Origin of the sequence: Alkalinema pantanalense CENA528, from assembly GCF_050753345.1 — a bacterium.
Lineage (GTDB): Bacteria > Cyanobacteriota > Cyanobacteriia > Leptolyngbyales > Leptolyngbyaceae > Alkalinema > Alkalinema pantanalense.
The window spans coordinates 1-23,640 of sequence record NZ_JBLZFX010000013.1 but is presented as its reverse complement, the minus strand read 5'-3'; the positions used below and the strand labels follow the sequence as shown (position 1 = coordinate 23,640).

Sequence of the window (23,640 nt, the reverse complement as noted above, 5' to 3'; positions counted from 1 at the left end):
CATTTTTAGATTAACTTCTCGTTAAAAATCTGAGTAGAATTTAGGAGATGATTCCCCAGGAATCAAAAGATCGAGTTCCATCCTCTCTCAATCAAAAGCCAGTGGCTTGAACGAATGACAAACCACTGGCTCTGATGAGGAAATGATTGTTGGCTATACCTCTAAATTGCGATCGCAGGTCGCTGTTTTTGCCAATTCACGATCGCCTCGAGTTGCCTTGCCACGGAAATTAAAGTCGCCTCATCCGCCGGACGCCCCACCAGTTGCACACTTACCGGAACCCCTTCTGAGCTAAATCCCATGGGCAGCGCGATCGCAGGTTGGCCGCTGACATTAAACGCAGGGCAAGGGGCAATCCAATGAATTACCTTTTGCAGAATCTGCTGGGCGCTGAGGTGTTTCCAAGCTCCCACCTTTAAATCGGGATACATTAAGGTCGGCAGTAAGATCACATCGTATTGGCTGCATACCTGCACGACCCGCCGTGCAAAGGCATAGAGTCGTTGCCGGACTCGAATATATTGACCTGCCCGAAAGAACTGCGCCTTAAACCACAGATCCCGATTCACTTTCTCTAGGAAAATGCCAGGAATGCCAACATCGCTGTGAATTTGCCAAGTCAACCGAAAGGGCTCAATCATCTCACTAAATTCAAACGACCCAAACTCCAACGGTTCTACCCAATGACCGATCGACTCCAACAGATGGGCCGTCTTCAAAACAGCCTCGTGGCAATCCGCTGCGGCTTCTCCGAGGGGCGGAATCTGGGTGGCAAAGCCAATGCGAAGTTTCCCGGGTTCGCGCTGGGTCGCTTCCAAAAAGCTGTCTTCCGGTTCCGGTAACCAATAGGGATCGCCCATTTCGTATCCTGACAGTACATCCAGTAACGCTGCCGCATCCGCCACCGATCGGGCCAAGGTGCCACTGACCACACAGCCACTGAAATACTCATCCACTGGCGCACAGGACACTCGCCCCCGCGACGGCTTGAGTCCAACGACGCCACAACAGGCTGCCGGAATTCGGACCGACCCGCCCCCATCGGTTCCCGGTGCAACGGCACACAGTCCCGCTGCTACAGCGGATCCCGATCCCCCACTTGATCCTCCAGCGGAGTAGTCTACGTTCCAGGGCGTACGGGTGGGCGCAAAACCGGGGGGTTCCACGTAGGGCAAGGCACCGAGTTGGGATGTAGAGGTTTTCCCCAGGATCACAAATCCGGCTTGCTTCATCTTGGTTGTCACCAAATCATCCTGGGGCGCTATGCGGTTGCGTAGCAGTTTGACACCGTAGCAACAGGGCATATCTTTCACAGAATTAAGGTCTTTAATGCCTGTAGGCACCCCAAAGAATGGAGGTAAATCTGCGCTGGACTGGGTAAGGAGTTCTGTTTTGGCTTGGGCATCCTGCAATGCTTGTTCCGCTGCAACGTGGAAAAAAGCGCCCAGTTTGGGATCTAGCCGTTCAATGCGATCGAGGTAAAGTTGGGTCAGTTCTAGGGGCGAGATCACCTTTTCGCGAATTAACCGAGCTTGGTCTAGGGCGGAGGTAAAGGCTAAATCAGTGGGATTCATAGACGCGATCGAGGAGCCAATGGAGAACGAGGTTGATGCCTAATCTAAGCAAGATGCCACAGCTTAGCGTTAAGGTGAGATCAAGTTTAACAATTGGCACAAAGTGCTTGGCCGGGGATGGTTATGAATCGGATCGATTATCTGCGCATTAGTCTTGTCGATCGCTGCAACTTTCGCTGTACCTACTGCATGCCAGAGGACGCAGACATCCATTACGCGCCCTCCCCTCAGATCCTAACTCCAGCGGAATTACTCACCCTGTTGCGCGGGGTCTTTATTCCCTTAGGGTTCACGCGCTTTCGACTCACTGGAGGCGAGCCGCTGATCCATCCGCAGGTGGTGGAGTTAGTTCGATCGATCGCCCAATGGTCGGAAACCCAGGACATCGCCATGACCACCAATGGGTTTCTCCTGGCCGAAAAAGCCCAGGATTTGTACGATGCGGGCTTACGACGACTCAATATCAGCCTGGATTCCTTGGAACCGGAGATTTTCGATCGCATCATTGGCAATCGCGGGCAATCGCGCTGGCCTGCGGTTTGGAACGGCATCCAAACGGCTTATAGGGTGGGTTTTAATCCCCTCAAGCTCAACGTAGTGGTGATTCCGGGTGTCAATGACCACGAAATTCTCGATCTGGCAGCGTTGTCGATCGATCGGGAATGGCATGTGCGGTTTATTGAATTTATGCCGATCGGGAACCATGACCTGTTCCACGATCGTGGCTGGATCAACTCGGAAGAATTGCGGCAACGGATTCGCGATCGCTGGGGACTCACCTCAGCACAGGTGCGCGGGAATGGCCCTGCCGATGTCTTCCAAATTCCCGGAGCCCAAGGCACCCTGGGATTTATTAGCCAAATGTCCGAATGTTTTTGCGATCGCTGCAATCGGATGCGGCTCTCAGCGGATGGATGGCTGCGACCCTGTTTATTGAATGAAACCGGGCAAATTGATTTGCGAAGTCAACTGCGCCAAGGGGTTGCGATCGAAGAATTACAAACCCAAGTCAAAACGTTAATCGATCTCAAACCAGAGATTAACTACAAGCTACGGGAATCGGGAACGACGGGAACCTACAGCCGTACCATGTCCCAAATTGGAGGATAAATTTATACGGCTAGCTTTAAATGTATCAAGGGCCGCTTTGGAACTCGCAGAATGCAAGCACAATAAAAAGGGCACCCACTCAGTGCCCCACAGATACTCAGATCAGTTTGTCACAGCAAAAAACACCGCCATTAGAAAACCGTAGCAACATCAAAACTTGTGTTGCCTCAAGTTCTCCTAGGGGAAATTCTTGCTTATTCTTCAAGATAGATGAAAAAACGGGATAAATACAGTCTCTATATGAAAACTTAACCTGCTTAAAAGGGTGGTTTTACCGATCGTGTTACCAATTTCCACTGAATAATCGGTGTTTCTAGAACATATAAAGCTCTTTCCATCAAATTGCGGTGATTTTTCCAGGAAATGGCTGTTTTTCTGTCTTGGCAATTTTTTCTAAATATTGCTAATCCTCTTGCTGTCTGGGTTTTCAGTGAAGGCAGAGAAGGGCACCCATTGAAACAGTTGAAGTTCGTAGTCTGCCCGTTTTTAAAGTTTGTGTGAGTGGGTGTGAGTGGGCTTGACATTGAGTAGAATCTGTGAATTCAGAGATAGGAGGAAACTCAGCCTGGGTCTGGCTGTGAAGATCGGCCCGTCGATCGGGGAATCCATGGGCTACTAAGTTTAGGGCTGTACGTCTTGAAGGGAGGCGGTGAGGGCCGTGAGAAGATAGAGGTGTAGAAGAGATTTATGGCGGGAGGGCTGGTCGGTTCCTGATAGGATTTATCTGATTGAGAGGATCAGACCACAAGCAGGATATATGAACGTAGCTGACGATAAAACCGTTGTTCGAGACTATTTCAACTCTAAAGGGTTCGATCGCTGGCGACGAATCTATGGTGAAACCGACGAAGTTAACAAGGTTCAACGGGACATTCGTGAAGGCCACCAACAAACGATCGACCATGTGCTGCGGTGGATCGAAGAAGACGGCAATGTGAGTGAGTTAACCATTTGTGATGCAGGTTGTGGCGTCGGCAGCCTCAGCATTCCCCTAGCAAAGGCAGGCGCAAAAGTCTTTGCCAGCGACATTTCCGAAAAGATGGTCGGCGAAGCCCAGGAGCGAGCAGCCCAGGAATTGGGGGAAAACCTGTCGAATGTTAGCTTCCATGCCCAGGATTTGGAAACCCTAGATGGCAAATACCACACGGTGATTTGCCTGGATGTGTTGATCCACTACCCTCCGGACAAAGCGGGGGAAATGATTGCCCACCTCAGTTCCTTAGCGGAGTCGCGGCTGATTCTCAGCTTTGCCCCCAAGACCCTCTGTTACTCCCTGCTGAAACGGATTGGTGACTTTTTCCCAGGGCCAAGCAAAGCCACCCGTGCTTACCTGCATCCGGAATCCTATGTGGTCAAGATTCTGCAAGAACAGGGTTGGAAGATTGAACGGAACGAAATGACCAAAACTCGGTTCTACTTCTCCCGTTTGTTGGAAGCTGTGCGAGCTTAGACAACGGCGATCGGTTATCTAGTTTGTAACCCTAGTTATCATGACCCAGACACCGTTGAGAGGAAGGATGATGAAACCAGTGGGATTGATCCACCAGAGACTCGATCGCGGAGTTCGACAGCCTGTATCCCTGGGGCTAACCTCGATCGCGGCGGCGATGCTCACCGGAATGCTGACCTATGGCTGTGGCCAGGGTGCGTCTAACCCAGGGCAAAGCAAAGCTCCCGCGATCGCTGTTACCCAGATCGTTGAACATCCTTCCCTCAACGCAGTGCGCGACGGCCTCAAGGCAGAACTAACCCAAGCGGGCTATCAACCGGATCAAACCCTGAAGTGGCAATGGGAAAGCGCCCAGGGCAATCCCAGCTTGGCGGCCCAGATTGCCAAAAAGTTTGCTGGGGATAATCCTGATGTGGTGGTGGCCATCTCCACCCCCTCTGCCCAGGCCATGGCAGCAGCGGCTCCTAAGTTACCGCTGGTGTTTTCCACAGTGACCGATCCCCTGGCAGCTAAGTTGGTGAACAATTTGGAAAAACCCGGTGGATTAATTACGGGCGTCAGTGACCTGACTCCGGTGGATAAGCACCTGCAACTGATCACCCAAATTACCCCCCAGGTGAAGCGAATTGGCGTGCTTTACAACGCAGGCGAGTCCAATTCGGTTTCTCTGGTGAAATTGCTCAAGGCTGCGGCAACCAATCAAAAGCTGGAAGTGGTCGAGGCCACCGTAGCCAATACCAGCGAAGTGGCTAATGCCGCGAAAAGTTTGGTGGGCCGCACCGATGCCATCTACATTCCCACAGACAATACCGCTGTATCGGCGCTGGAATCGGTTATCCAGGTAGGTGTGCAGAACAAACTGCCTGTCTATGCTGGAGATAATGACTCCGTGGAGCGGGGGGCGATCGCCAGCATAGGCTTTGACTATTACGATGTGGGTCGGCAGACGGGGAAAATGGTGGTGCGGGTGCTGCGGGGCGAAAAGCCGGGTGAGATTGCTGTGGAGACGCCCACTAAGTTGAATTTGACGATTAACGTCAAATCGGCCCAGCAAATGGGGGTGACGGTGCCAGAAAAAGTACTCTCCCAAGCGGTGAAAGTGATTAAATAAAACGCAAGACCGCCCTGGTAGGCTTGCTATGACAACTCTGGTATTGTCCAGTTTGATTGATCCCGATGCCCTCGATCGCTTGATTGTGCCGCTCTCTGGTGCGCTGGAGTTGGGCTTACTCTACGGCTTGGTGGCGATCGGGGTCTATTTATCGTTCCGGGTGTTGAATTTTCCCGATCTCACCGTAGATGGCAGCTTTCCCCTAGGGGCAGCGGTGGCGGCGACGCTAATCGTCAAAGGCATCAACCCGATCGTGGCCACAGGAGTCGCAATGTTGGCTGGAGCGATCGCGGGGCTTTGTACGGCTTGGCTGAATGTAAAACTGAAGATTTTAAACCTGCTGGCCAGCATCCTGACCATGATTGCGCTGTATTCGATTAACCTGCGCATTATGGGACAACCCAATGTGCCACTCCTGGGGCAAACCACGGTGATGACGCTACTTGAGGGCTGGCTTAAGCAGCTTCCAGCAGCCCTCTCGCCCTTCGGAACCAGTTTGGTTCTGCTGGCGATCGGGCTGTTGGTCAAGCTGGTGATCGATCGCTTTTTCCAGTCGGAACTGGGGCTGGCGATGCGAGCCACAGGGGAAAATCCCGATATGGCAAGAGCCCAGGGCATTGCGACCCAGCAAATGGTGCTGTTGGGCATGGCGCTGAGTAATGGTTTGGTGGCACTGGCGGGGGCACTTTTTGCCCAAGTCAATGGCTTTGCGGATGTGACCTTGGGGGTGGGGACGATCGTCTTTGGTCTTGCTGCGGTGATTATTGGAGAAACGGTGGTGTCCGGTGCAACGATTTTCTGGGCGACCCTGGGGGCGATCGTCGGCTCGATCGTTTACCGCATCGCTGTGACCGTGGCACTCAATACAGATTTCCTAGGCTTGGAAACCCAGGATTTAAATCTGGTAACGGCGGTTCTTGTCGCCTTAGCATTGGTCTTACCCCAATACAAACGAATCAAGTTAAGATTTCGCTAGTGTTCAGATTCATGGAAATGAATTGTTATAGATTTCAAGATTGAATGATTTACGATGTATTTTCTATCATAATATCGATTCTATATCGTTTCTTAAACTGATAGTTTTGCATAACTTCCAAGTCTAATTGTTGCGATTGATTTCATACAAACTTCTATGATTCAACTCGACTCGATCGACGTTACCTTTAGTCCTGGAACTCCGTTGGAGAATCCGGTGATCCGGGGATTGAACTTAACAATTCCTACAGGACAATTTATTACAGTAATTGGTAGTAATGGTGCGGGAAAATCGACCCTGCTGAATGTGATTAGTGGTGAGGTCAAGCCCGATCGGGGGCAGGTCATCATTGAAGGCCAAACCGTGACCCGTTGGTCTACCCATCAGCGGGCCAAGCTCGTGGCACGGGTCTTCCAAAATCCCCTCGCGGGTTCCTGTCCGCAATTGACCGTGGAAGAAAACATGGCCTTGGCCTATCGCCGGGGCAAATCTCGTCGCCTAGGAATGGCGTTGTCGCCCAAATTACGATCGGAATTTCGTGATCAACTAGCGCGTTTAGGGCTCGGGTTGGAAAAACGTTTGGGCGATCGCATGGGTCAGCTTTCCGGTGGCCAGCGTCAAGCCATTAGTCTACTCATGTCTACCTTGGCTCCCAACCAAATTTTGCTGCTGGATGAACACACAGCCGCCTTAGATCCCAAAACGGCGGAATATGTGCTCGACTTGACCCGCACGATCGTTGCCGAACGCCAATTAACCACGCTCATGGTAACCCACAGTATGAAGCAAGCCTTGGCCTTGGGTGATCGGACGATCATGCTCCATGGCGGCCAAATTATTTTTGATATTGCGGGACCGGAGCGATCGGATCTCACAGTCGCTGATTTACTTCAGCAGTTTGAACAATTGCAGGAGGAAGATTTAGCGGATGATTCCCTGCTGTTAGGTTAGGTTATAGAGTGAGCGTGAACTGGGTGAACGTGAATTTTCCAGAGCCTTTAGAGCAGGTTCCGCCCTTTGCCCAGGATTGCGCAATCGCCCAGTATCACAAGCACAGAAGGCATTCCATGGAACCGGAGTCTCGTCAATTCCCTATCTTGTCAACTGTCCAGACGAAGGATGAACTCTCGGAACAGGATTTATCACAATTGTTGCCGTTGGCCTATCGCCTCAAATTTCCTCTGGATCTAGAAAGACGTTTTCAAAGTTTCTATTATCAGAATTCTATATTTTTTATTCGAACTGTTTTGATTGCCTTTTTAATCGGCTATGGAGCATTCGGGATTGCTGATTTTTTTAATTTACCCATTACTCGGCAGTTTGCCTGGATGATTCGCTATGGTTTCATTTGCCCAGCCTTCACAGCAGTAATTATTTTTAGCTTTTCTAGAAACTTTCAACGGGTGATGCAAGTTGCCATCACAACAGTGCAATTAATCGGTGGTTTAGGCATTGTCATGATTGCTGCGCTCGCGCAACCGGAGGAACCGGGCTATCGCCTCTATTTCATGGGGTTTGTCTTTGTGATTTTAGGAATCCATTTTTGCCGGATTCGGTTTATCTATGCCAGTGCAATCGGTTGGATTATCTGGTTAACCTATGCTTGTATTGCGCTATTTGGCCAGCAAATGGTTCACTCTGACTCAGGCTTGGTATTTGTTCTGGGAAATTTGTTTTATCTTGGTATGATGAATTTCGCTGGTATGTTGGTGGGATACCTTTTAGAAGCTTCTGTGCGGATCGATTTCCTGCAACGTCGAGCCCTCGCCTACGAAAAGCGTAAATCAGAAAGTCTATTGCTGAATATTCTGCCCCAATCGATCGCGGCGCGACTGAAGCAAGATCCCAGCACGATCGCCCAGGAATATGCGATCGCCAGCATTTTATTTGCAGATATTGTTAACTTTACGCCTTTATCTTCCCAACTCTCTCCGACGGAACTCGTAAATTTGCTAGATGAAATGTTTTCCCACTTTGACGAACTGGTGGAACAGTATGGCTTAGAAAAAATTAAGACCATTGGCGATTGCTATATGGTGGCCTCGGGCGTTCCGACCCCACGCGAGGATCATGCGGAAGCCCTAGCCCACTTAGCCCTGGATATGTTGCAATATCTCCGCACCTTTGCCCAGCAAACGGGCTATCCCGTCAATTTGCGCATCGGGATTCATACGGGTTCTGTGGTAGCAGGCGTTATTGGCCGCAAAAAATTTCTCTATGATCTCTGGGGGGACACGGTCAATACAGCCAGCCGCATGGAATCCCACGGTGAACCGGGTTGTGTGCAAATTAGTCGTACCACCTATGAATATCTTGCTTCTCGCTTTATCTGCCAGTCTCAGGGGGCGATCTCGATTAAGGGTAAAGGGGCAATGGAGGTGTGGCATTTAATTGGACGTAATCCAGCAGCTTGCTCCACGTTGGAGAGGGAGCCTCCAAGATCCTAGAATGCCGATGTTAAGTTGACTGAGTTTCAGGGCAGTATAAACAATATGCTTCTATTGGCCTGTAAACTCTTTTGATAGGCCACTTTTGATAGGCCACTGTGCCTACGGAGTTTTTCTGACTAGCTGTTCTTCCTATCTAAGCCTCCTTCCACATGAGTGAAGTTCATGGTCGATCCAGATATCAAGTTCGGTTCACAAGTGATCCCAACTTCCCTAGAAGCCTCATTACAAAAGTCTCTAGAAACTTCATGGCAAGAAATCTCTAGCCATCAATTGCAGTTTTTGCAGAGTTTGTGGGAAGGGGTAAGCTATGGCATTTATGTCCTAGATGTTTTGGACAAGGGGAAAGACTTTCGCTTCAAAGCATTTAACCCCTTTATTGCGCGGACTACCTTAGTTCCTGTTGATCAACTTTTGGGAAGAACTTTAACAGAAACCTTTCCTCCGGAGACGGCTGAACGCTATCGACAGCATTATCAGACCTGTGTTCAGTCCCGTCAGCCACAAGTCTTTGAAGAATGTCTACCCTATGGGGGGCAGGAAACGTGGTGGATGTTGACGGTTAGTCCGCTACTGAGCCACGATCGGGTAGAACAGCTTTTAGTCACCCTTGTTGATATTACCGATCGGGCTAAGTTAGAGGCAGAGCGCAAAGCTGCGGAAATTGCTCTTGCCGAAAGCGAAGCAAAGTTTCGTCGATTGGTTGAAAATGCCCATGATATCATTGGGATTTGGAGTCTAGATGGAACTCTGACCTATCTGGCACCGGGATTGAAGGCATTGCTAGGTTATAGTCCAGAGGATTGGGTGGGAAAATCCTTTGTTCCCATGGTGCATCCGGAGGACTTACCATACTGTTTAGAAGCCAACCAAAAGGTTGTGCAGACAGGAGAAAGCATTTCAGGGCTGGAATTTCGAAATCGTCATCAGGATGGTCGCTGGATTTGGTTATCAGTGAACATTGCCCCGGTCAAGGATCTCCAAGGTCAAGTGATTGCCCTGCAAGGGGTGTTGCGTGACATTCACGATCGCAAGCAACAGGAGACAGCCCTGCGATTTATTGTAGAAGGAACCCTAGCCAAAACGGGGGATACATTTCTCCAAGCCTGTGTGAAACACTTAGCAGAAATCGTTCAGGTTAAATATGCATTTATTACGGAAGCTGTAGATGATAGCTACCAATTTACCAAAATGCTAACCCTTTGGGATGGGGAAGACTTTGTTGAACCCTATGAATTTGAGCTAGCTGGGACACCCTGTAGCTGTGTCTTTCAAGAGAATTGGGGGATTTTTCCACATTCTCTCCAATCATATTTTCCCGAATCTTCGACCCTAGCAACGCTAAATGCTGAAAGTTATCTGGGGACAGTGATTGTTAATTCCCAAGGGGAAAAAATTGGTAACATTGGCATCCTAGATACTCAACCCATTACGGAAAATTTGGAGACAGCAAAGTTTATTCTTCAAATTTTTGCAACTCGAGTCGGTGCAGAATTAGAACGTAGAGCCTCTGAAACTAAACTACAGGAACAAGAACACTTTCTTCGGACAGTTTATGAAGGCTCGGTGCAGCCCATGTTTGTCGTAGATGTGTTACCGGATGGAGATTTCCGCTATGTAGGCTGGAATAGAGCAGCAGAAGTCGTATCAGGTCGATCAAGTCAGGAAATTGCTGGAAAAACGCCAGAAGAAATCTACGGCGATGAGGTAGGTACGCTAGAGCGTCAACGATTACAGGAATACCTCGAGTTAGGAATTTCAGGTAGTTATGAGGAATGTATTAATCTTAATGGTGAAGATTATTGGTGGGTCACAACTCACAATCCGGTAAGAGATAGCCAGGGCAATATTCATCGATTTATTGGTACGACGTTTGACATTACAGAAATCAAGTTGGCAGAGGTCGCTTTGCAAGACTATGCCGATCGCCAAACCTTATTAAATCAGTTAGCCAATCAAATCCGTAATTCCTTGGATCTCGATACCGTGATTGCAACGACAATTCAATCAATTCGGGAAGTCTTGGAGATCGATCACTGTGCTTTTGCCTGGTACGAGATTCATGAAGGGACTTCCTATTGGATTGTGGTTCAGGAGTCCAAGTTAGAGGGCGTGGTCAGCGGCTTAGGAATGTATGCAGCGTCCTTCGTTGGGCCAATAGAACCCATTTTGGAGAAACAGGCAATTTTATGCATTGATGATGCAAGTCAGTATGAGGAGCCTAACCACCGTGCTTTTCTACAATCTATTCGGGCTCAATCGGAGATCTTATTGCCGATTCGGACTAATAGTCAACGGACTGGAGTGATCATTTGTGTGAACCATGGGCATGTGCGGCCTTGGGTAGACAGTGAGGTTGAGTTGTTGTTTGCAGTGCGGGATCAACTCGCGATCGCGATCGACCAAGCTGACCTCTATTCCGAAAGCCGTGCAAAAAGCCAAGAACTTCAAGACATCTTACAAGAACTGCAACGTACCCAAACGCAAATGCTGCAAAGTGAAAAGATGTCTAGCTTAGGCCAATTGGTGGCAGGAATTGCCCATGAAATCAACAATCCAGTCAATTTCATCCATGGTAATGTGACCTATGCTGAAGACTATATTCAAGATTTATTGAATGTGATTCAACTTTATCAAGACTCTTATCCTCAGCCGATTCCAGCGATCGCAGATAAGCTCGAAGAAGTTGATGTCGAATTTCTTAGCGAAGATTTGCCTAAGGTCGTTAGCTCGATGAAAGTAGGAACGGAAAGAATTCGAGAAATTGTCAAATCTCTTCGGCTTTTCTCCCGGCTCGATGAAGCAGAATATAAGGCTGTTAATATTCATGATGGAATTGATAGCACCTTAATGATTTTGCAAAATCGCTTGAAAGCAAAAACAAATCGTAATGAAATTCAGGTGATTAAAGACTACGGTAATTTGCCAGAGATTGAGTGTTTCGCAGGTCAGCTTAATCAGGTATTTATGAATATTCTGGTGAATGCGATCGATGCGTTGGAAGAACGGGATATGGATCGATCGTTGGAAGAACAAGAGCAATCGCCCAGTATTATTCGTATCAAAACTGAACAAGTCACTCTAAATTATATCAACATTCGTTTTCTAGATAATGGAGCCGGGATTCCTGAGCCGATTCAAAAGCGTTTGTTTGATCCGTTCTTTACGACGAAGCCGATCGGGAAAGGAACGGGGATGGGAATGTCCATTAGCTACCAAATTGTGACTGAAAAACATAGAGGAAAGTTACTCTGCCATTCCACACCAAAGCAAGGGACTGAGTTTATTATCCAAATTCCGATTCAACAAAGCTCTACTAAGTCTAATAGTAGTCATTAGTCAATTGACCACCTGAAACTCTTATTCTGTCTCAATTTTAGAAATCGATTTAATGCTCAGTCTTTTGGCTGAAAGCCTTGCCATACAATATTTCTCAATAAAGACTCATAACTGATGATCTCTGCTGTAGAAGATTTTGAGATATTCATTCAACAAAGCTAGATAACCGTTTAAGATATAGCTAAGATTTCCTTTAGATCTTTTGCCTTGTTCAGGGCTGATGGTGTCCCGTAAATTCATTGATTTTTTAGGTGTCAGTATAGCTACTGTCCCATATTCCGTTAGAAGGCATGATTGAGATAGGACCTGTTCAAACTCTAATTGATAGATGACTGTGGTAACCAGAGCCAAGTCGTCGTTGTGCAGTACATTAAATTAAGGATTCTAGCTTCAGTGAAATCCCTAATTTAATTATTTTGAGCTGAGCTACTTGGACCGCAATCCTAGTATTTGTAGCCAATTTTAAGCAATACTGTGTTTCACTCCTGGTACGACGGGTAGATTAGGAATACATCAGTAGTGGCTGACAAAAGCCAACGATTCAAATTATCAGAAAACTAGTTTGGATGGTTGACTAGCATCAGTCAAAAATCTTGATTGCTGTGTGTTTCCATCAATGGGTTAAGTCAGTAAGCACCTTAGATGTATCAACACTTGTTCTAGTTCGGGTCGTCTAGCAACTGCTTAACATCACTTGCCATGTTGGATCGCTTAAGTGTCAGCATCTCCCTGGGTTTCAAAATCAGCGGCTAGCAAAACTAGTGTTGATCAGCCCGAAGTCTTCTGCACCTGAGACATATTTGTATCTTTCTGACGAAATCTATGCAAGTTAAAAATCGTGCGGCTTATCGCCGTTTGCTAGCTGCCACTTTGATGGTAGGTAGCACACTTCCATTGGCATTACCTTTGCTTGCTGAAACTCCAGTGGGGACGCCTATTAGCAACACTGCAACAGCGACCTATGAAGATCCTAACGGAACCACTTTTAACGCGACTTCTAATACAGTAACTGTCACGATCGCGGAAGTTGCAGGCGTGTTTGTGACGCCCTTGGCCACGATCGACCAGAATGGCGGCAGTGTATTGCCCAACGACGTTATCAACTATGAATTTAAGGTTGAAAACGCGGGGAACGATACCACTCAATTATTCATTCCGCCCGCTCCCGTTGTCACAGGTCCCGGAAGTGCTTCCCAAGTCTTCATTACGGGCTATATCGATGCTAATGGCAATCGGACGAATTTTGCGCCTGTGACCGTGACTGCTAATCCTACGGGAAGTATTGCGGGTCTCCCAACGATCGGTTCTAACCCCGCTGGAGTCCTCCCTGCTGGTTACTCCTATGTGGTCAGCGTTCCTGTCACGGTTAGCAACCTAGCTGCTTCCGGTGCAAACATTGTTGTGCGATTGGGGGATACTGGCCCGAACGACAACACGACAGCGACCCAAAACCAACCCGATGCTCCCGATAGCGCACTGAACACCGAAGTCAGAACCGTTGACTATGCTGGTGAAACGGGGCCTTCCGCCGCAGTATTACCCGCTTCGGCAGAACGGGAAGCCAGCGCAGTACAAACCGTAACCGTCGGTTCCCAATCCCAAGCTTTGGCCACAATTCTGAAGAATCGCCTTGGGGTGAATGCACAAGACCCAGCCAGGTTAGAGGATGACATCATTACCTATGGGCTGAGCCTAGAAGTAGAATCTACAGCTCCTACAGGCAGCGTAGGCATTACCCCCGGTAAGCTGGTGGGGATTACAGTGAATGGTGTCGGCGCAAACCGTGTCTTGGTTTCTGATGCCGTTCCGACAAACACCGCACTGACTAATGCTACGGATGTACAAGCACCAACCAACTGGACTGCGGTCTACACCACAGATGCGCTGAGCGTGCCTGCAACCCAAGCCAACTGGTCTACTACATTCACCGCTGCTGCAACCCGGATTGGTTTCGTCTACGATACGGGTGCGAATGGCCCCATTAATGAAGGCACCACAGTCACAGGGTTTGAATTCAAGGTTATTACTAGTGGTATTCCCGTAGGTTCGACTACGCCAGTGAATATTGCCAACATTGCCCAGGTAATGGGTCAAACCCAAGGCAATACAGGGCCGACGGCTCCTCTGGTCTATGACGAATCCGGTGACCAAAATCCCTCGAACTTTAATGACAATGGTTCACCCTTTGTTCCGCCCGGTGGAACCATTCTGACCCCGACCTCCAATAACGTACCGACGGGTCAAGCTAACCCAACCAATGATGGCGTAGATAACAACAACGATAACAGCGGTGTTGGCCCTGGTGGGGAAGATAACGTTTACACCGTAGCGTTGCCAGGAACGGTATTGAATGGTCCTTCGGGCGTGCCCGGTGCCGTTGGCCCAACCAATAACAATGATGACTTTACCAACCGTAGCACCAACGTACCTCCTGGTATTGCACCGGGTCAACCAGTAGACTTTACAGCTACTACGGTTGATGCCACCTTCCAAAACTCAATCAGTAACCCCGACACCACGAACCCACTGACCAATATCTTGCTGGTACCGGATACGTTGGGTTTCACACCGAGTTCCCAAGAAACCCTGCCTCCCGATGGCACCAAAGTCACCATTACCTATGGTGGACAGAGTGCGGTGTATCGCTATGATGCAGGGGTTGGCAACTTTGTGTTTGAGTCAGGAACAGCGATTCTGATCCCCACGTTGGCTCCAGGACAAACCATTAACTATGACGTTTCAGTAGATCTGCCTGGTGCAACGCCGCAGTCTACGGATACTGGAATTGGTTACTCGATTCCCATCTATGCCTTCAAAGATGTCGATGGGGACTCGCGGCCTGATCCCGCTGAAACAACCCAAAACCGGACGATCGATCGGGTGTACGTAGGTTATCTGCGACTCCGGAAACAGGCTCGGATTCTGGATGTGGATGGTACGACGGAAATTCAAGCCTTCACAGAAGATAATTCCTTGTTAGCGTCTAAGGCAGCGCCGGGTCGGACGATCGAGTATCGGATTACCTACAATAACATTTCCATTGCACCGGTTGGAACTGGCAACATCATTCTAGATGCTCAAAACATCACGATTACTGAGAATGGTGACAACGGTACCAATACTTGGGCACAGGAACTCAACGGTACCATCATCACTAGCCACGTCACTGGCTCGGTAGTGGTGACCTACGGAACGACGACCTACAATCCTGCTGGTGAGCAAACGGGAACGACTAAGGCCGCTGATGTTGTGGAGTATGTTCATCGTCCAGGTGTGGTGATTCAGCCAGGTGCGAGTGGTTCCTTCACGTTCAAGCGCAAGATCAACTAGCAAGCAGTAGTGTCTCGTTACGCTGTCAAGGGTAATGAGACAGGAAGCGGTCTATTCATTATCTAAAATCACGATCGATAGGCCGCTTCAATCCTACTGACTCAATCTCACTGATTTTGCACTTTCCAGCAATTTTGTCACCCCCAGATTTTCACAATTACTATGAAACGTTCATTAATTATTGGCTTCTCAACCTTAGCGTTAGTTTTGGCAGCTCCGATCGGCCATGCTGCCTTCTTTTCCCAAGGTTTTTTTGGCGGTTCTGCGATCGCGCAGAATGCCCAACGACCCGATGTACGCCTACAATTGTTGGCTGAAAAGCGTCTCGTTGCACGCAATTCTCAAGGGCAAGAACAAGTGACCTGGCAAGCGATCGGTGGCCAAAATTCTGCCCGTCCTGGGGATGTCCTGCGATACTCCCTAACGGGCAAGAACCAAGGCAATCGGGCTGCTCGAAAATTTGCCCTAACTCAGCCCGTTCCGAAAGGCACCACCTATGTGATGAATTCCGCTGCTAAGGGCAAAGGTGCGGATGTGATTTATAGCATTGATGGCGGTAAGAGCTTTGTGGCCAATCCGACGGTTCCTGTCCGAACGGCAAGTGGCAAGGTTGAAAATCGCCCTGCACCTGCAGAAAGTTATACCCACATTCGTTGGCAGTGGGGAGGAGAACTCGCTCCTGGTGGAAATGTCAACGTTGCTTACCAAGTTAGAGTGCGCTAAGGGTGAATGGGGAAGTCAGTGGCGTTAAACCTCACCATTGAGTTCCCTCTTAAGAATATCTGTCGGCGGGAAAGTGTTTTCAGGTCAGAGCGAATAGCACGATCGCTGGTTCACCCACCCCTATATATCAAGCTTCCCGAAATCATCTACCCCCAGACATTTCTGTGCATAGCATAACTTGATTGATTCAGCTTATTGACTAACTTATTGACTAACTTGTTGATAGCTGCTGACTCAACCTGTTAACGAACTTGTTGCGAATTGCTAGACTTTACTCTGCTCTCACCATGCCGCCACGATTTTGTTCTTCCCTTCGCGTCTTTCAAAAAATTGCTCCGCAAAAATCAACCTTTTGGTTAGCGCTTCTGATTGTGGTTAATGGCGTTGCCAATCCTTGGGCATCGACTGTGCAAGCGCAGGAGGCATCCCAACCCACAGAAACCTACCCACTGGTTAATCAAGCTGCCTATGGCTACAGCACAGTATCGCAGACTAAATATCCCACAATCCAACAGTTCCAAGGCGTTACAGGTCAATTACAGAGTGAAATTATTCCTGCATTAGTTGACCCTTTAGGCCGCATTGTCGGCTGTGCTGGAGAAGTGTTACCCAGTTACGTTGGATTTAGTGTGGCCGTCTATGACGCGGATTCCAGCGATCCAACGGGAGCTAGTTTGGGGCAATTGACGCCGTTAACGCGCACTGAGTTACCTGATATTCCGAACAACGGAATTCTTAAAGGACTCGCCCCGAATATTGAAAATAGCAATCCCTACTTCTTGCCGACCAGCAGTGACGGAACCTATAACTTCCTCCTCGATCCGAATCGTGGACAGTTAGATGTGGGTCGAACCTATATTCTGGTCATTAATCCTCCAGCTAATTCGATTTACAGTCAGCGACGGATTCAAATTCGGATTGATTCTAGAAATGGCAATCTTGTTGCCTACACAGCGACCTCTCTAGATGGCAGACCCGTTAGTTCGAGCACGAATCAAAATTCAGTTTCTGGCACTCTACAAGTTTCCAACGCTGAAGCAACATCGTTGATTTTGGCAGCCCTCGACTTGAATGCGAGCGTGTGTCAGTCTCAGGAACTTCAAATTGTCAAGACAGCCGATCGGGCAGCAGCGCAACCGGGCGACACGGTCGTATACCGATTAACGCTCCGTAACCTCTCCAGTTCAGTGGTTAACAATTTACAGGTAACGGATGAATTACCCTTTGGTTTCCGTTACCGTGAAGGTTCAGCCAAGGCAGAGTACCAAAAACAATCTTTGCCCATTCAAGCAACGGCCAACGGCAGAAGTTTGGTCTTCAACCTAAATGGAGTCAATTTACCAGGTATTCAAGCGATCGACCAAGTTCAAATTATCAACATCGCCTACGCCGCTACCCTCACTCCCGATGCCATTCGAGGCAATGGTAAAAACTTAGCGTCAGTGCAAGGCCGTCGCGCTGATAACCAACAAACCGTCAAAGACGGCCCTGCATCCCATCAACTCCGGATTCGACCAGGACTGCTATCTGATTGTGGAACCCTTCTGGGTCGAGTATTTGAGGACAAAAACTTTGACGGGGAACAACAGCCCGGTGAACCTGGAATTCCCAATGCGGTTGTAATTCTAGATGATGGTAATCGCATTACTACCGATGCTAATGGACTATTCTCCGTAGCGAATGTGATCTCGGGGTATCGCACAGGCGTTTTGGATCTCAGCAGTGTTCCAGGTTATACCTTTGCACCTAATCGCAAGTTTAAAGAACGGAATAGTCAATCTCGATTGGTGCATTTAGCTCCCGGTGGTTTGGTTCGTATGAATTTCGCTGTGACGCCCGCAGCCCAGGAGGTTGCCAAATGAAATCCCAAAAGTTGTCCAAAAATGTTTACCTCCTGGGGATGCTTCTAGCTAGTGATCTGGTGGCGATCGCCTTAGTGCCTCACCTAGCTACTGCTAACACATCGAATGAAGCTACGGCAAAATCTCCTAATCCTGCAACGACTGCTAACCAAGCAACGAAAGTAACTGCCCAGCCTAAGGCAGTCATTCAGAATGTCAGTAAACCGAGCTTGATTGCCCAAGCACCAGAGGCGATTAGATCAGCAACAGCAGATCAGGTAAAAATTCTTGCACCTACGTCAAATACGGTTCTAGATACGTCCGCAGCGACGATCGTGGTGCAATATCCGATCGGAAGCCAATTAGATCTGCGGGTAGGTGATGTTCCGGTGGATGACAAGTTGATTGGTCGAACGGAACAGAACGATCGGGCCGGATTAATCACACAAACTTGGTATGGGGTAGCTCTCCAAGAAGGGACGAACACCATCACAGCCAATGTTATCAGCAATGGCAAAACCCTAGCAACAGCCAGCACGACAGTCCAAACCCGTGGCGCGATCGCGCGGATTCAAATTCAACCCAGTGCAACCCGTGTGCCTGCCGATGGCAAAACCCTGGTGACCATTCAAGGCCAACTTCTGGATGCCCAGAACAACCGCTCCAACCGGGATGGCATGATTACCCTGACCAGTAATGGGGGAGAATGGGTCACCAAGGATGCGAGTCCCGATCAGCCTGGATTTCAAGTTAAGGCGGAAAATGGTCGGTTTAGTGCTGAGTTGAAAGCAGGTTTGGAAGCGAAAACGGTTAACGTCAAGGCCCAAACCCTGGAACTGGAAGCCTTTACCCAGGTGCTGTTTGAAACTAACCTACGGCCTTCGATCGCCACTGGGGTGATCAATGTACGCCTCGGAAGACGGGGAACGGATTTCTTCGGGAGTTTGAAGGACTTTGTACCGCCGAATGGAAACAATGGTTGGCAACTGGACGCCAATGCTGCGGTGTTTGCAACTGGAAAAATTGGCGATTGGTTGTTTACCGGGGCTTACAACAGCGATCGGCCTTTGAATAAAACCTGTGAGGGAACGGTTCGTTTATTTCGTCAGGATCAGTTTTGTGAAAACCAGTACCCCGTTTATGGGGACAGTTCCAAGTCTGATATCCTGGCTCCTTCTATTGATAATGTTTACCTGCGGTTAGAAAGAACCTCTAAGACTCCCGGTGCGGGCATTGACTACGCCATGTGGGGGGATTACAACACGGAGGAATTTGCCACTAAGTCCCAGGAATTTACGAGCTTTACACGCCAACTACACGGCTTTAAGGCTAATTACAATTTCGGCGATCTGCAAATTTCGGGCCTCTATGCCAATAATGTGGAGGGTTTCCAACGGGATACGATCGCGCCGGATGGTACCAGTGGCTATTACTTCCTGTCCCGGCGGTTGGTGACGGAAGGCAGTGAAGATATCTTCATTGAGATGGAGGAACTGAACCGTCCTGGAACCGTTCTCGAACGCAGAAAATTAACGCGCGGCCCCGATTACGAAATTGATTACGATCGGGGGACAGTCCTGTTCCGGGAACCCGTTCTGCGCACGGATGTGGCTTCGGATGGTACGCCTTTGGTGCGTCGGATTGTGGCCACCTACCAGTACGATGAACCCGGTTCAGACAATAAGGTCTACGGTGCACGGGCTCGTTATCACCTCTCCCGCGAACAAAATCGCGAAAGCTGGATTGGTGCGACCTACTGGAAGGAAGACCGGGGGGCACGGGACTTTGAACTCTATGGCGCGGATGCCTTTGTCAGCCTCGGTTCCAAGGGATCGCTGATTGCAGAATATGCCCATTCCAAAAATACGTCCAATGAACTCGGCCAAGTCAGTGGTAACGCCTACCGCATCGAAGCCCAAGGGGAATTGGCCAAGGGCATCCAGGGACGGGCTTACTACCGATCGGCGGATTCGGGATTTGCTAACAATGCGACGGTGAGCTTTGTGCCGGGACAGACCCGTTATGGGGCTCAGGTGACGGCTAAGGTGTCGGATACGACGAATCTCAAAGTTCAGTACGATCGTGAAACCAATAAGGGCATTGCGGCTCAGCCTTTAATTACGGAATTTGATCTGTTCACCCCGCGCGAAGCTCCGATTCCCGGCAGTCGGGTTGATAATTCTCTGACCAGCATTACCGCAGGCATTCAACAGCGTTTCGGATCAGCGGATCTGAGTGTGGATTGGATTCATCGCGATCGCAACGATCGCATTAACCCCACGGCCAATACGGTTTCCGATCAACTTCGCTCTCGGTTCACGATGCCGATCGCGAAGAATCTGACCTTCCTGGCTCAGAACGAAATGACGTTGTCTTCCCAGAACGATGCCTATTACCCCGATCGGACGTTGTTGGGGTTGAACTGGCAGGTGATGCAGGGGGTGAATGTCCAGTTAGCCCAGCAGTTTTTTACCAGTGGCCAGTATGCGGGCAAATCCATTACCAGTTTGTCCTTGTCCGGGGATTACAAGCTCTTTCCGGAAACGACGATTAGCGGGCGGGCGGGCATCTATAGCGATGCGGGCAGTTGGACGACTAGTGGCGCGATCGGGATTAAGCAAGGCATTCGCTTTTCCCCAGGGCTGCGTATGGACTTGGCCTACGAGCATGTGTTTGGTAGCTTTATTGGCCAAAGTGCGACGGGTACCCAGTTTATTCAGCCCTTTGCGTCGGGACAGAGTGCGGCTTCCTTGGGGGTACAGGGGGGCGATAGCTTCAGCGTGGGGTTGGAGTACAACGATAGTCCCAACTTCCAGGCCAGTGCGCGGGTTGATCACCGCACTTCCAGCAGTGGCACCAACACAGTGATTTCTGCGGGGGCTACGGGTAAGCTGAGTCCTTCCTTGACGGCATTGGTGCGCTACCAGCAGGCCAGTTCCGCGAACCAGGGGATTTCCGGTCTGGGGACCACGTCCAATTTAAAGATGGGGGTGGCCTATCGCGATTTGGCCAGCGATAAGTTTAATGCGCTGTTCCGCTATGAGTATCGCCGCAATCCCTCGACGATTCCCGATAGTTTGTTGTTTAGCTCGGGAACGGGGTCTGAGGAACATCTGTTCGGCCTAGAAGCGATCTATGCCCCGGCTTGGAATTGGGAATTCTACGGCAAGTTTGCCCTGCGCAATAGCAAGACGTTCCTAGCCGATGATTTTACGGCGAAAACGACGACCAGCTTGGCGCAACTGCGGGCAACCTATCGGCTGAACTATAGCTGGGATCTCTCAGGAGAAGCGCGCTGGATTAGCCAACCTACAACGGGCTATAGCGAAACGGGCTTTGCGCTGGAGGCGGGCTATTACCTAACGCCGAACCTACGGTTGTCTGCGGGCTATGCCTTTGGGAGTGCCAACGATCGGGACTTTGATGGGTATCGATCGGCGGGTGGGCCTTATGTGGGGCTGACGGTGAAGGTGAATGAGTTGTTCAACGGTTTTGGGTTACAAAAGGCACCAAAGCCGAAGAATACGGGGGAAGCGGTGGCAGAGAATCCATCTACTCCAGCCGCTACCTCAACCACGACGGCTTCAGTCAAGCAAAATGCAGACAAGCCGACGGAAGCCAAAAAGGCTTCAACTAATGCTGCGATTAAGTCCCTTTCGATCGCTCGTCCTGAAGTCCTAAAGTAGTTTGCTTTAACGGTAGTCTGCTTAGTCGTCCGCTCAATTGTCCAAAATCTTGTCCAAAACCTTGATCTTTCGCGCACCCTAGTCCCCCTACTGCACAGGTTATTATGAATCGCAACGATCGTTGGCTCCGTTCCGCTTGTTTGACGGCTGGAATGCTAGGAATAGCTTGGAGCTTGAGTTCACCTGCTTTGGCGGGCAATGCGCTTCGGGTGGTTGTGAATAGCAATCAAGATACTGTACAACCGGATGATGTGGTTACCTTACGAGAAGCGATCGCGTTGGTCAATGGAATGATGTCCATGGGACAGTTGACCCCCGCTGAGAAGAAACAGGTGAGTCGTCCGGTGATGGTGAATCCGGCGGAAACCTATGGCGGGCAGAACCGATCGATGATTCAGTTTGCTTTACCGCAGGATCAGACGCAAATTTTACTGACCCAACCGTTACCGCTGTTGACGACGGTGGGGATGACGATCGATGGTACGAGCCAACCGGAGTATCAGCCGGGAATGCCGATCGTTGCACTTCAGCCAGCCCCAGGGGTGAGTATTGCCCGTGGTTTGTCGATTTTGGCGGATGGGGTAACGGTACGCGGTTTGCAGATGTCTGGGTTCCGGCAGCGCGATCGCCAGGAGTACCTTGAGCCATCGGGCAATATCACGATCGGGAATCGGGAGCAGGTGCCGGAGGTAACGGTTGAGCAGGATGCGGCTCCCAAGGATGTGGTGATTGAGCAGAATGTATTGGGGACGGTTGCGAAGGAAAATAGCAGTCTCCCATCGGGATTTGGAGTGTATGTCTGGAATAGTGCAGGGACAACGATTCAGAATAATCGGATTGTTCGCAATCAGGGGAGTGGGATTGTAACGGGTGTGATGGCTAGCAATCTTGGAGTTCTTAACAATGAGATTGCTGAAAATGGATTGCAAGGAATGCCGGATGGGATTCGCTTAGAGGGGAAGATTACCAACAGTAAAGTGCTGGGTAATCAAATTGTGGGTAATGGCGGTAGTGGAATTTATTTATTCAAGTCTGAAGGGGCGATCGAGGTTCGTGAGAATACGCTGAAGGGCAATGGAAAGAAGGTTGCCCAGGCGGCGATTTATTTGATGGGGAACGATCACCGGATTGTGGAAAATCGCATTCTGGAACAAGCGGGCGCAGGGGTGGTGATGGCGGCCTATCCGGAAACGGTGCGCAATCAGGTGGTGAATAACCAGTTTGGCAGTTTGCAGGGGCTGAGTCTGGATTTGGTGGCGCGCCATGGCACTGGTACTTCGGATTATCAGAATGGGGATGGCCGGAATTTGACCATGAGTGCTTATCCCAGTCGATCGCACAGTGCGAACCGGGGAATGGATGCGCCGCAGTTGATTAGTCCAGAATTTTTGATCAGTTTGCTGGATGGGTCTGTAGAATTAGTGGGCAGTGCGGTTCCCAATTCAGATATCGAAATTTATCGGGTGCAATCTCTGGCGGATGGCCGGGAGTTCATCACGGAGGTTGTGGCGACGGCTAAGGCGGATGGTAATGGCAAGTTTGTCACCCGTTTGGAGCAGGTGTCAGCGGGCGATCGCTTGAGTGCAGTGGCAAGTCATCCGGATTACGGTACTTCGGAGGCATCTCGGAGCGCAGTGGTGCGATCGATAGGTAGTGATAACTAAGAACAGTTTCTAGCTATGTGTTGGGTTCCGAGATACAACGGAACTTTACCTTGTTATTACCTCGGCAATAAAGTATTAGGCGAAAGACAATTAAAGTGGAGCTATGATCAGGATAGAGGTACAAGGAGGTTTGTGATGGATAAACCGGATGCCCGACATCTCAGCATCGAAACGCAAGATTACCTGCGCCAGCAAGCGATTCGACTACGACAGCAGGGAAAGCAAGTGAACGATATTAGCGAATATTTGGGCATGCATCGTAACACAGTCTCAGAGTGGTGGTGGCAGTATGAACACTACGGCGATGCTGCCTTATCCCAACAAGTGCGAGGACGGCAGGTTGGAGAGGGACGGATTTTAAGTCCGCAGGAGGAATCCGAAGTCCAAGC

Annotated in this window: 14 protein-coding genes; 13 read left to right on the top strand and 1 reads right to left on the bottom strand. The window is 49.6% G+C overall.

Annotated elements, in window-relative coordinates:
* Positions 1 to 161 precede the first annotated feature (161 nt).
* Complete coding sequence (locus ACN4EG_RS06540) at positions 162 to 1,574, bottom strand: amidase (protein WP_431628528.1); 1,413 nt, start codon at positions 1,572 to 1,574, stop codon at positions 162 to 164.
* 123 nt (positions 1,575 to 1,697) lie between these two features.
* Between ACN4EG_RS06540 and moaA the strand changes: the two genes are divergently transcribed.
* The 13 genes from moaA to ACN4EG_RS06475 form a co-directional block, all read left to right on the top strand.
* Positions 1,698 to 2,684: a GTP 3',8-cyclase MoaA gene (moaA, locus tag ACN4EG_RS06535; protein WP_431628527.1), complete on the top strand. Its 987-nt coding sequence runs from the start codon at positions 1,698 to 1,700 to the stop codon at positions 2,682 to 2,684.
* Positions 2,685 to 3,441: 757 nt separating this feature from the next.
* Positions 3,442 to 4,134, top strand: a complete 693-nt coding sequence (gene bchM, locus ACN4EG_RS06530; protein ID WP_431628526.1) for a magnesium protoporphyrin IX methyltransferase — start codon at positions 3,442 to 3,444, stop codon at positions 4,132 to 4,134.
* A gap of 67 nt (positions 4,135 to 4,201) precedes the next feature.
* Entirely contained in the window at positions 4,202 to 5,245 is a 1,044-nt protein-coding gene (locus ACN4EG_RS06525) for an ABC transporter substrate-binding protein (RefSeq protein WP_431628525.1), read from the top strand.
* 28 nt (positions 5,246 to 5,273) lie between these two features.
* The gene (locus ACN4EG_RS06520) at positions 5,274 to 6,221 is read left to right on the top strand and encodes an ABC transporter permease (protein WP_431628524.1); all 948 of its coding nucleotides are present in this window, start codon (positions 5,274 to 5,276) and stop codon (positions 6,219 to 6,221) included.
* A gap of 156 nt (positions 6,222 to 6,377) precedes the next feature.
* Positions 6,378 to 7,172 carry an ABC transporter ATP-binding protein gene (locus ACN4EG_RS06515; RefSeq protein ID WP_431628522.1) on the top strand — a complete coding sequence of 265 codons (795 nt, stop codon included), beginning with the start codon at positions 6,378 to 6,380 and terminating at the stop codon, positions 7,170 to 7,172.
* Positions 7,173 to 7,186: 14 nt separating this feature from the next.
* Positions 7,187 to 8,668 carry an adenylate/guanylate cyclase domain-containing protein gene (locus ACN4EG_RS06510; protein ID WP_431628520.1) on the top strand — a complete coding sequence of 494 codons (1,482 nt, stop codon included), beginning with the start codon at positions 7,187 to 7,189 and terminating at the stop codon, positions 8,666 to 8,668.
* A 165-nt stretch (positions 8,669 to 8,833) separates the two neighbouring features.
* The gene (locus ACN4EG_RS06505) at positions 8,834 to 12,007 is read left to right on the top strand and encodes a PAS domain-containing sensor histidine kinase (RefSeq protein WP_431628518.1); all 3,174 of its coding nucleotides are present in this window, start codon (positions 8,834 to 8,836) and stop codon (positions 12,005 to 12,007) included.
* 822 nt (positions 12,008 to 12,829) lie between these two features.
* A complete protein-coding gene (locus ACN4EG_RS06500; RefSeq protein ID WP_431628517.1) occupies positions 12,830 to 15,337 on the top strand; it encodes a DUF7925 domain-containing protein in 2,508 nt (835 codons plus the stop codon).
* A gap of 162 nt (positions 15,338 to 15,499) precedes the next feature.
* On the top strand, positions 15,500 to 16,060 hold the full coding sequence (locus ACN4EG_RS06495; protein WP_431628515.1) for a hypothetical protein: 561 nt from the start codon (positions 15,500 to 15,502) through the stop codon (positions 16,058 to 16,060).
* Positions 16,061 to 16,347: 287 nt separating this feature from the next.
* Positions 16,348 to 17,922 carry a hypothetical protein gene (locus tag ACN4EG_RS06490; protein WP_431628513.1) on the top strand — a complete coding sequence of 525 codons (1,575 nt, stop codon included), beginning with the start codon at positions 16,348 to 16,350 and terminating at the stop codon, positions 17,920 to 17,922.
* On the top strand, positions 17,919 to 21,587 hold the full coding sequence (locus ACN4EG_RS06485; protein ID WP_431628511.1) for a TonB-dependent receptor: 3,669 nt from the start codon (positions 17,919 to 17,921) through the stop codon (positions 21,585 to 21,587). The genes ACN4EG_RS06490 and ACN4EG_RS06485 overlap by 4 nt, the downstream gene beginning before the upstream one ends.
* 104 nt (positions 21,588 to 21,691) lie before the next feature.
* Positions 21,692 to 23,251 carry a right-handed parallel beta-helix repeat-containing protein gene (locus ACN4EG_RS06480; RefSeq protein WP_431628509.1) on the top strand — a complete coding sequence of 520 codons (1,560 nt, stop codon included), beginning with the start codon at positions 21,692 to 21,694 and terminating at the stop codon, positions 23,249 to 23,251.
* A gap of 135 nt (positions 23,252 to 23,386) precedes the next feature.
* On the top strand, positions 23,387 to 23,640 hold a 254-nt coding region (locus tag ACN4EG_RS06475; RefSeq protein ID WP_431628507.1), incomplete at its 3' end, for a helix-turn-helix domain-containing protein.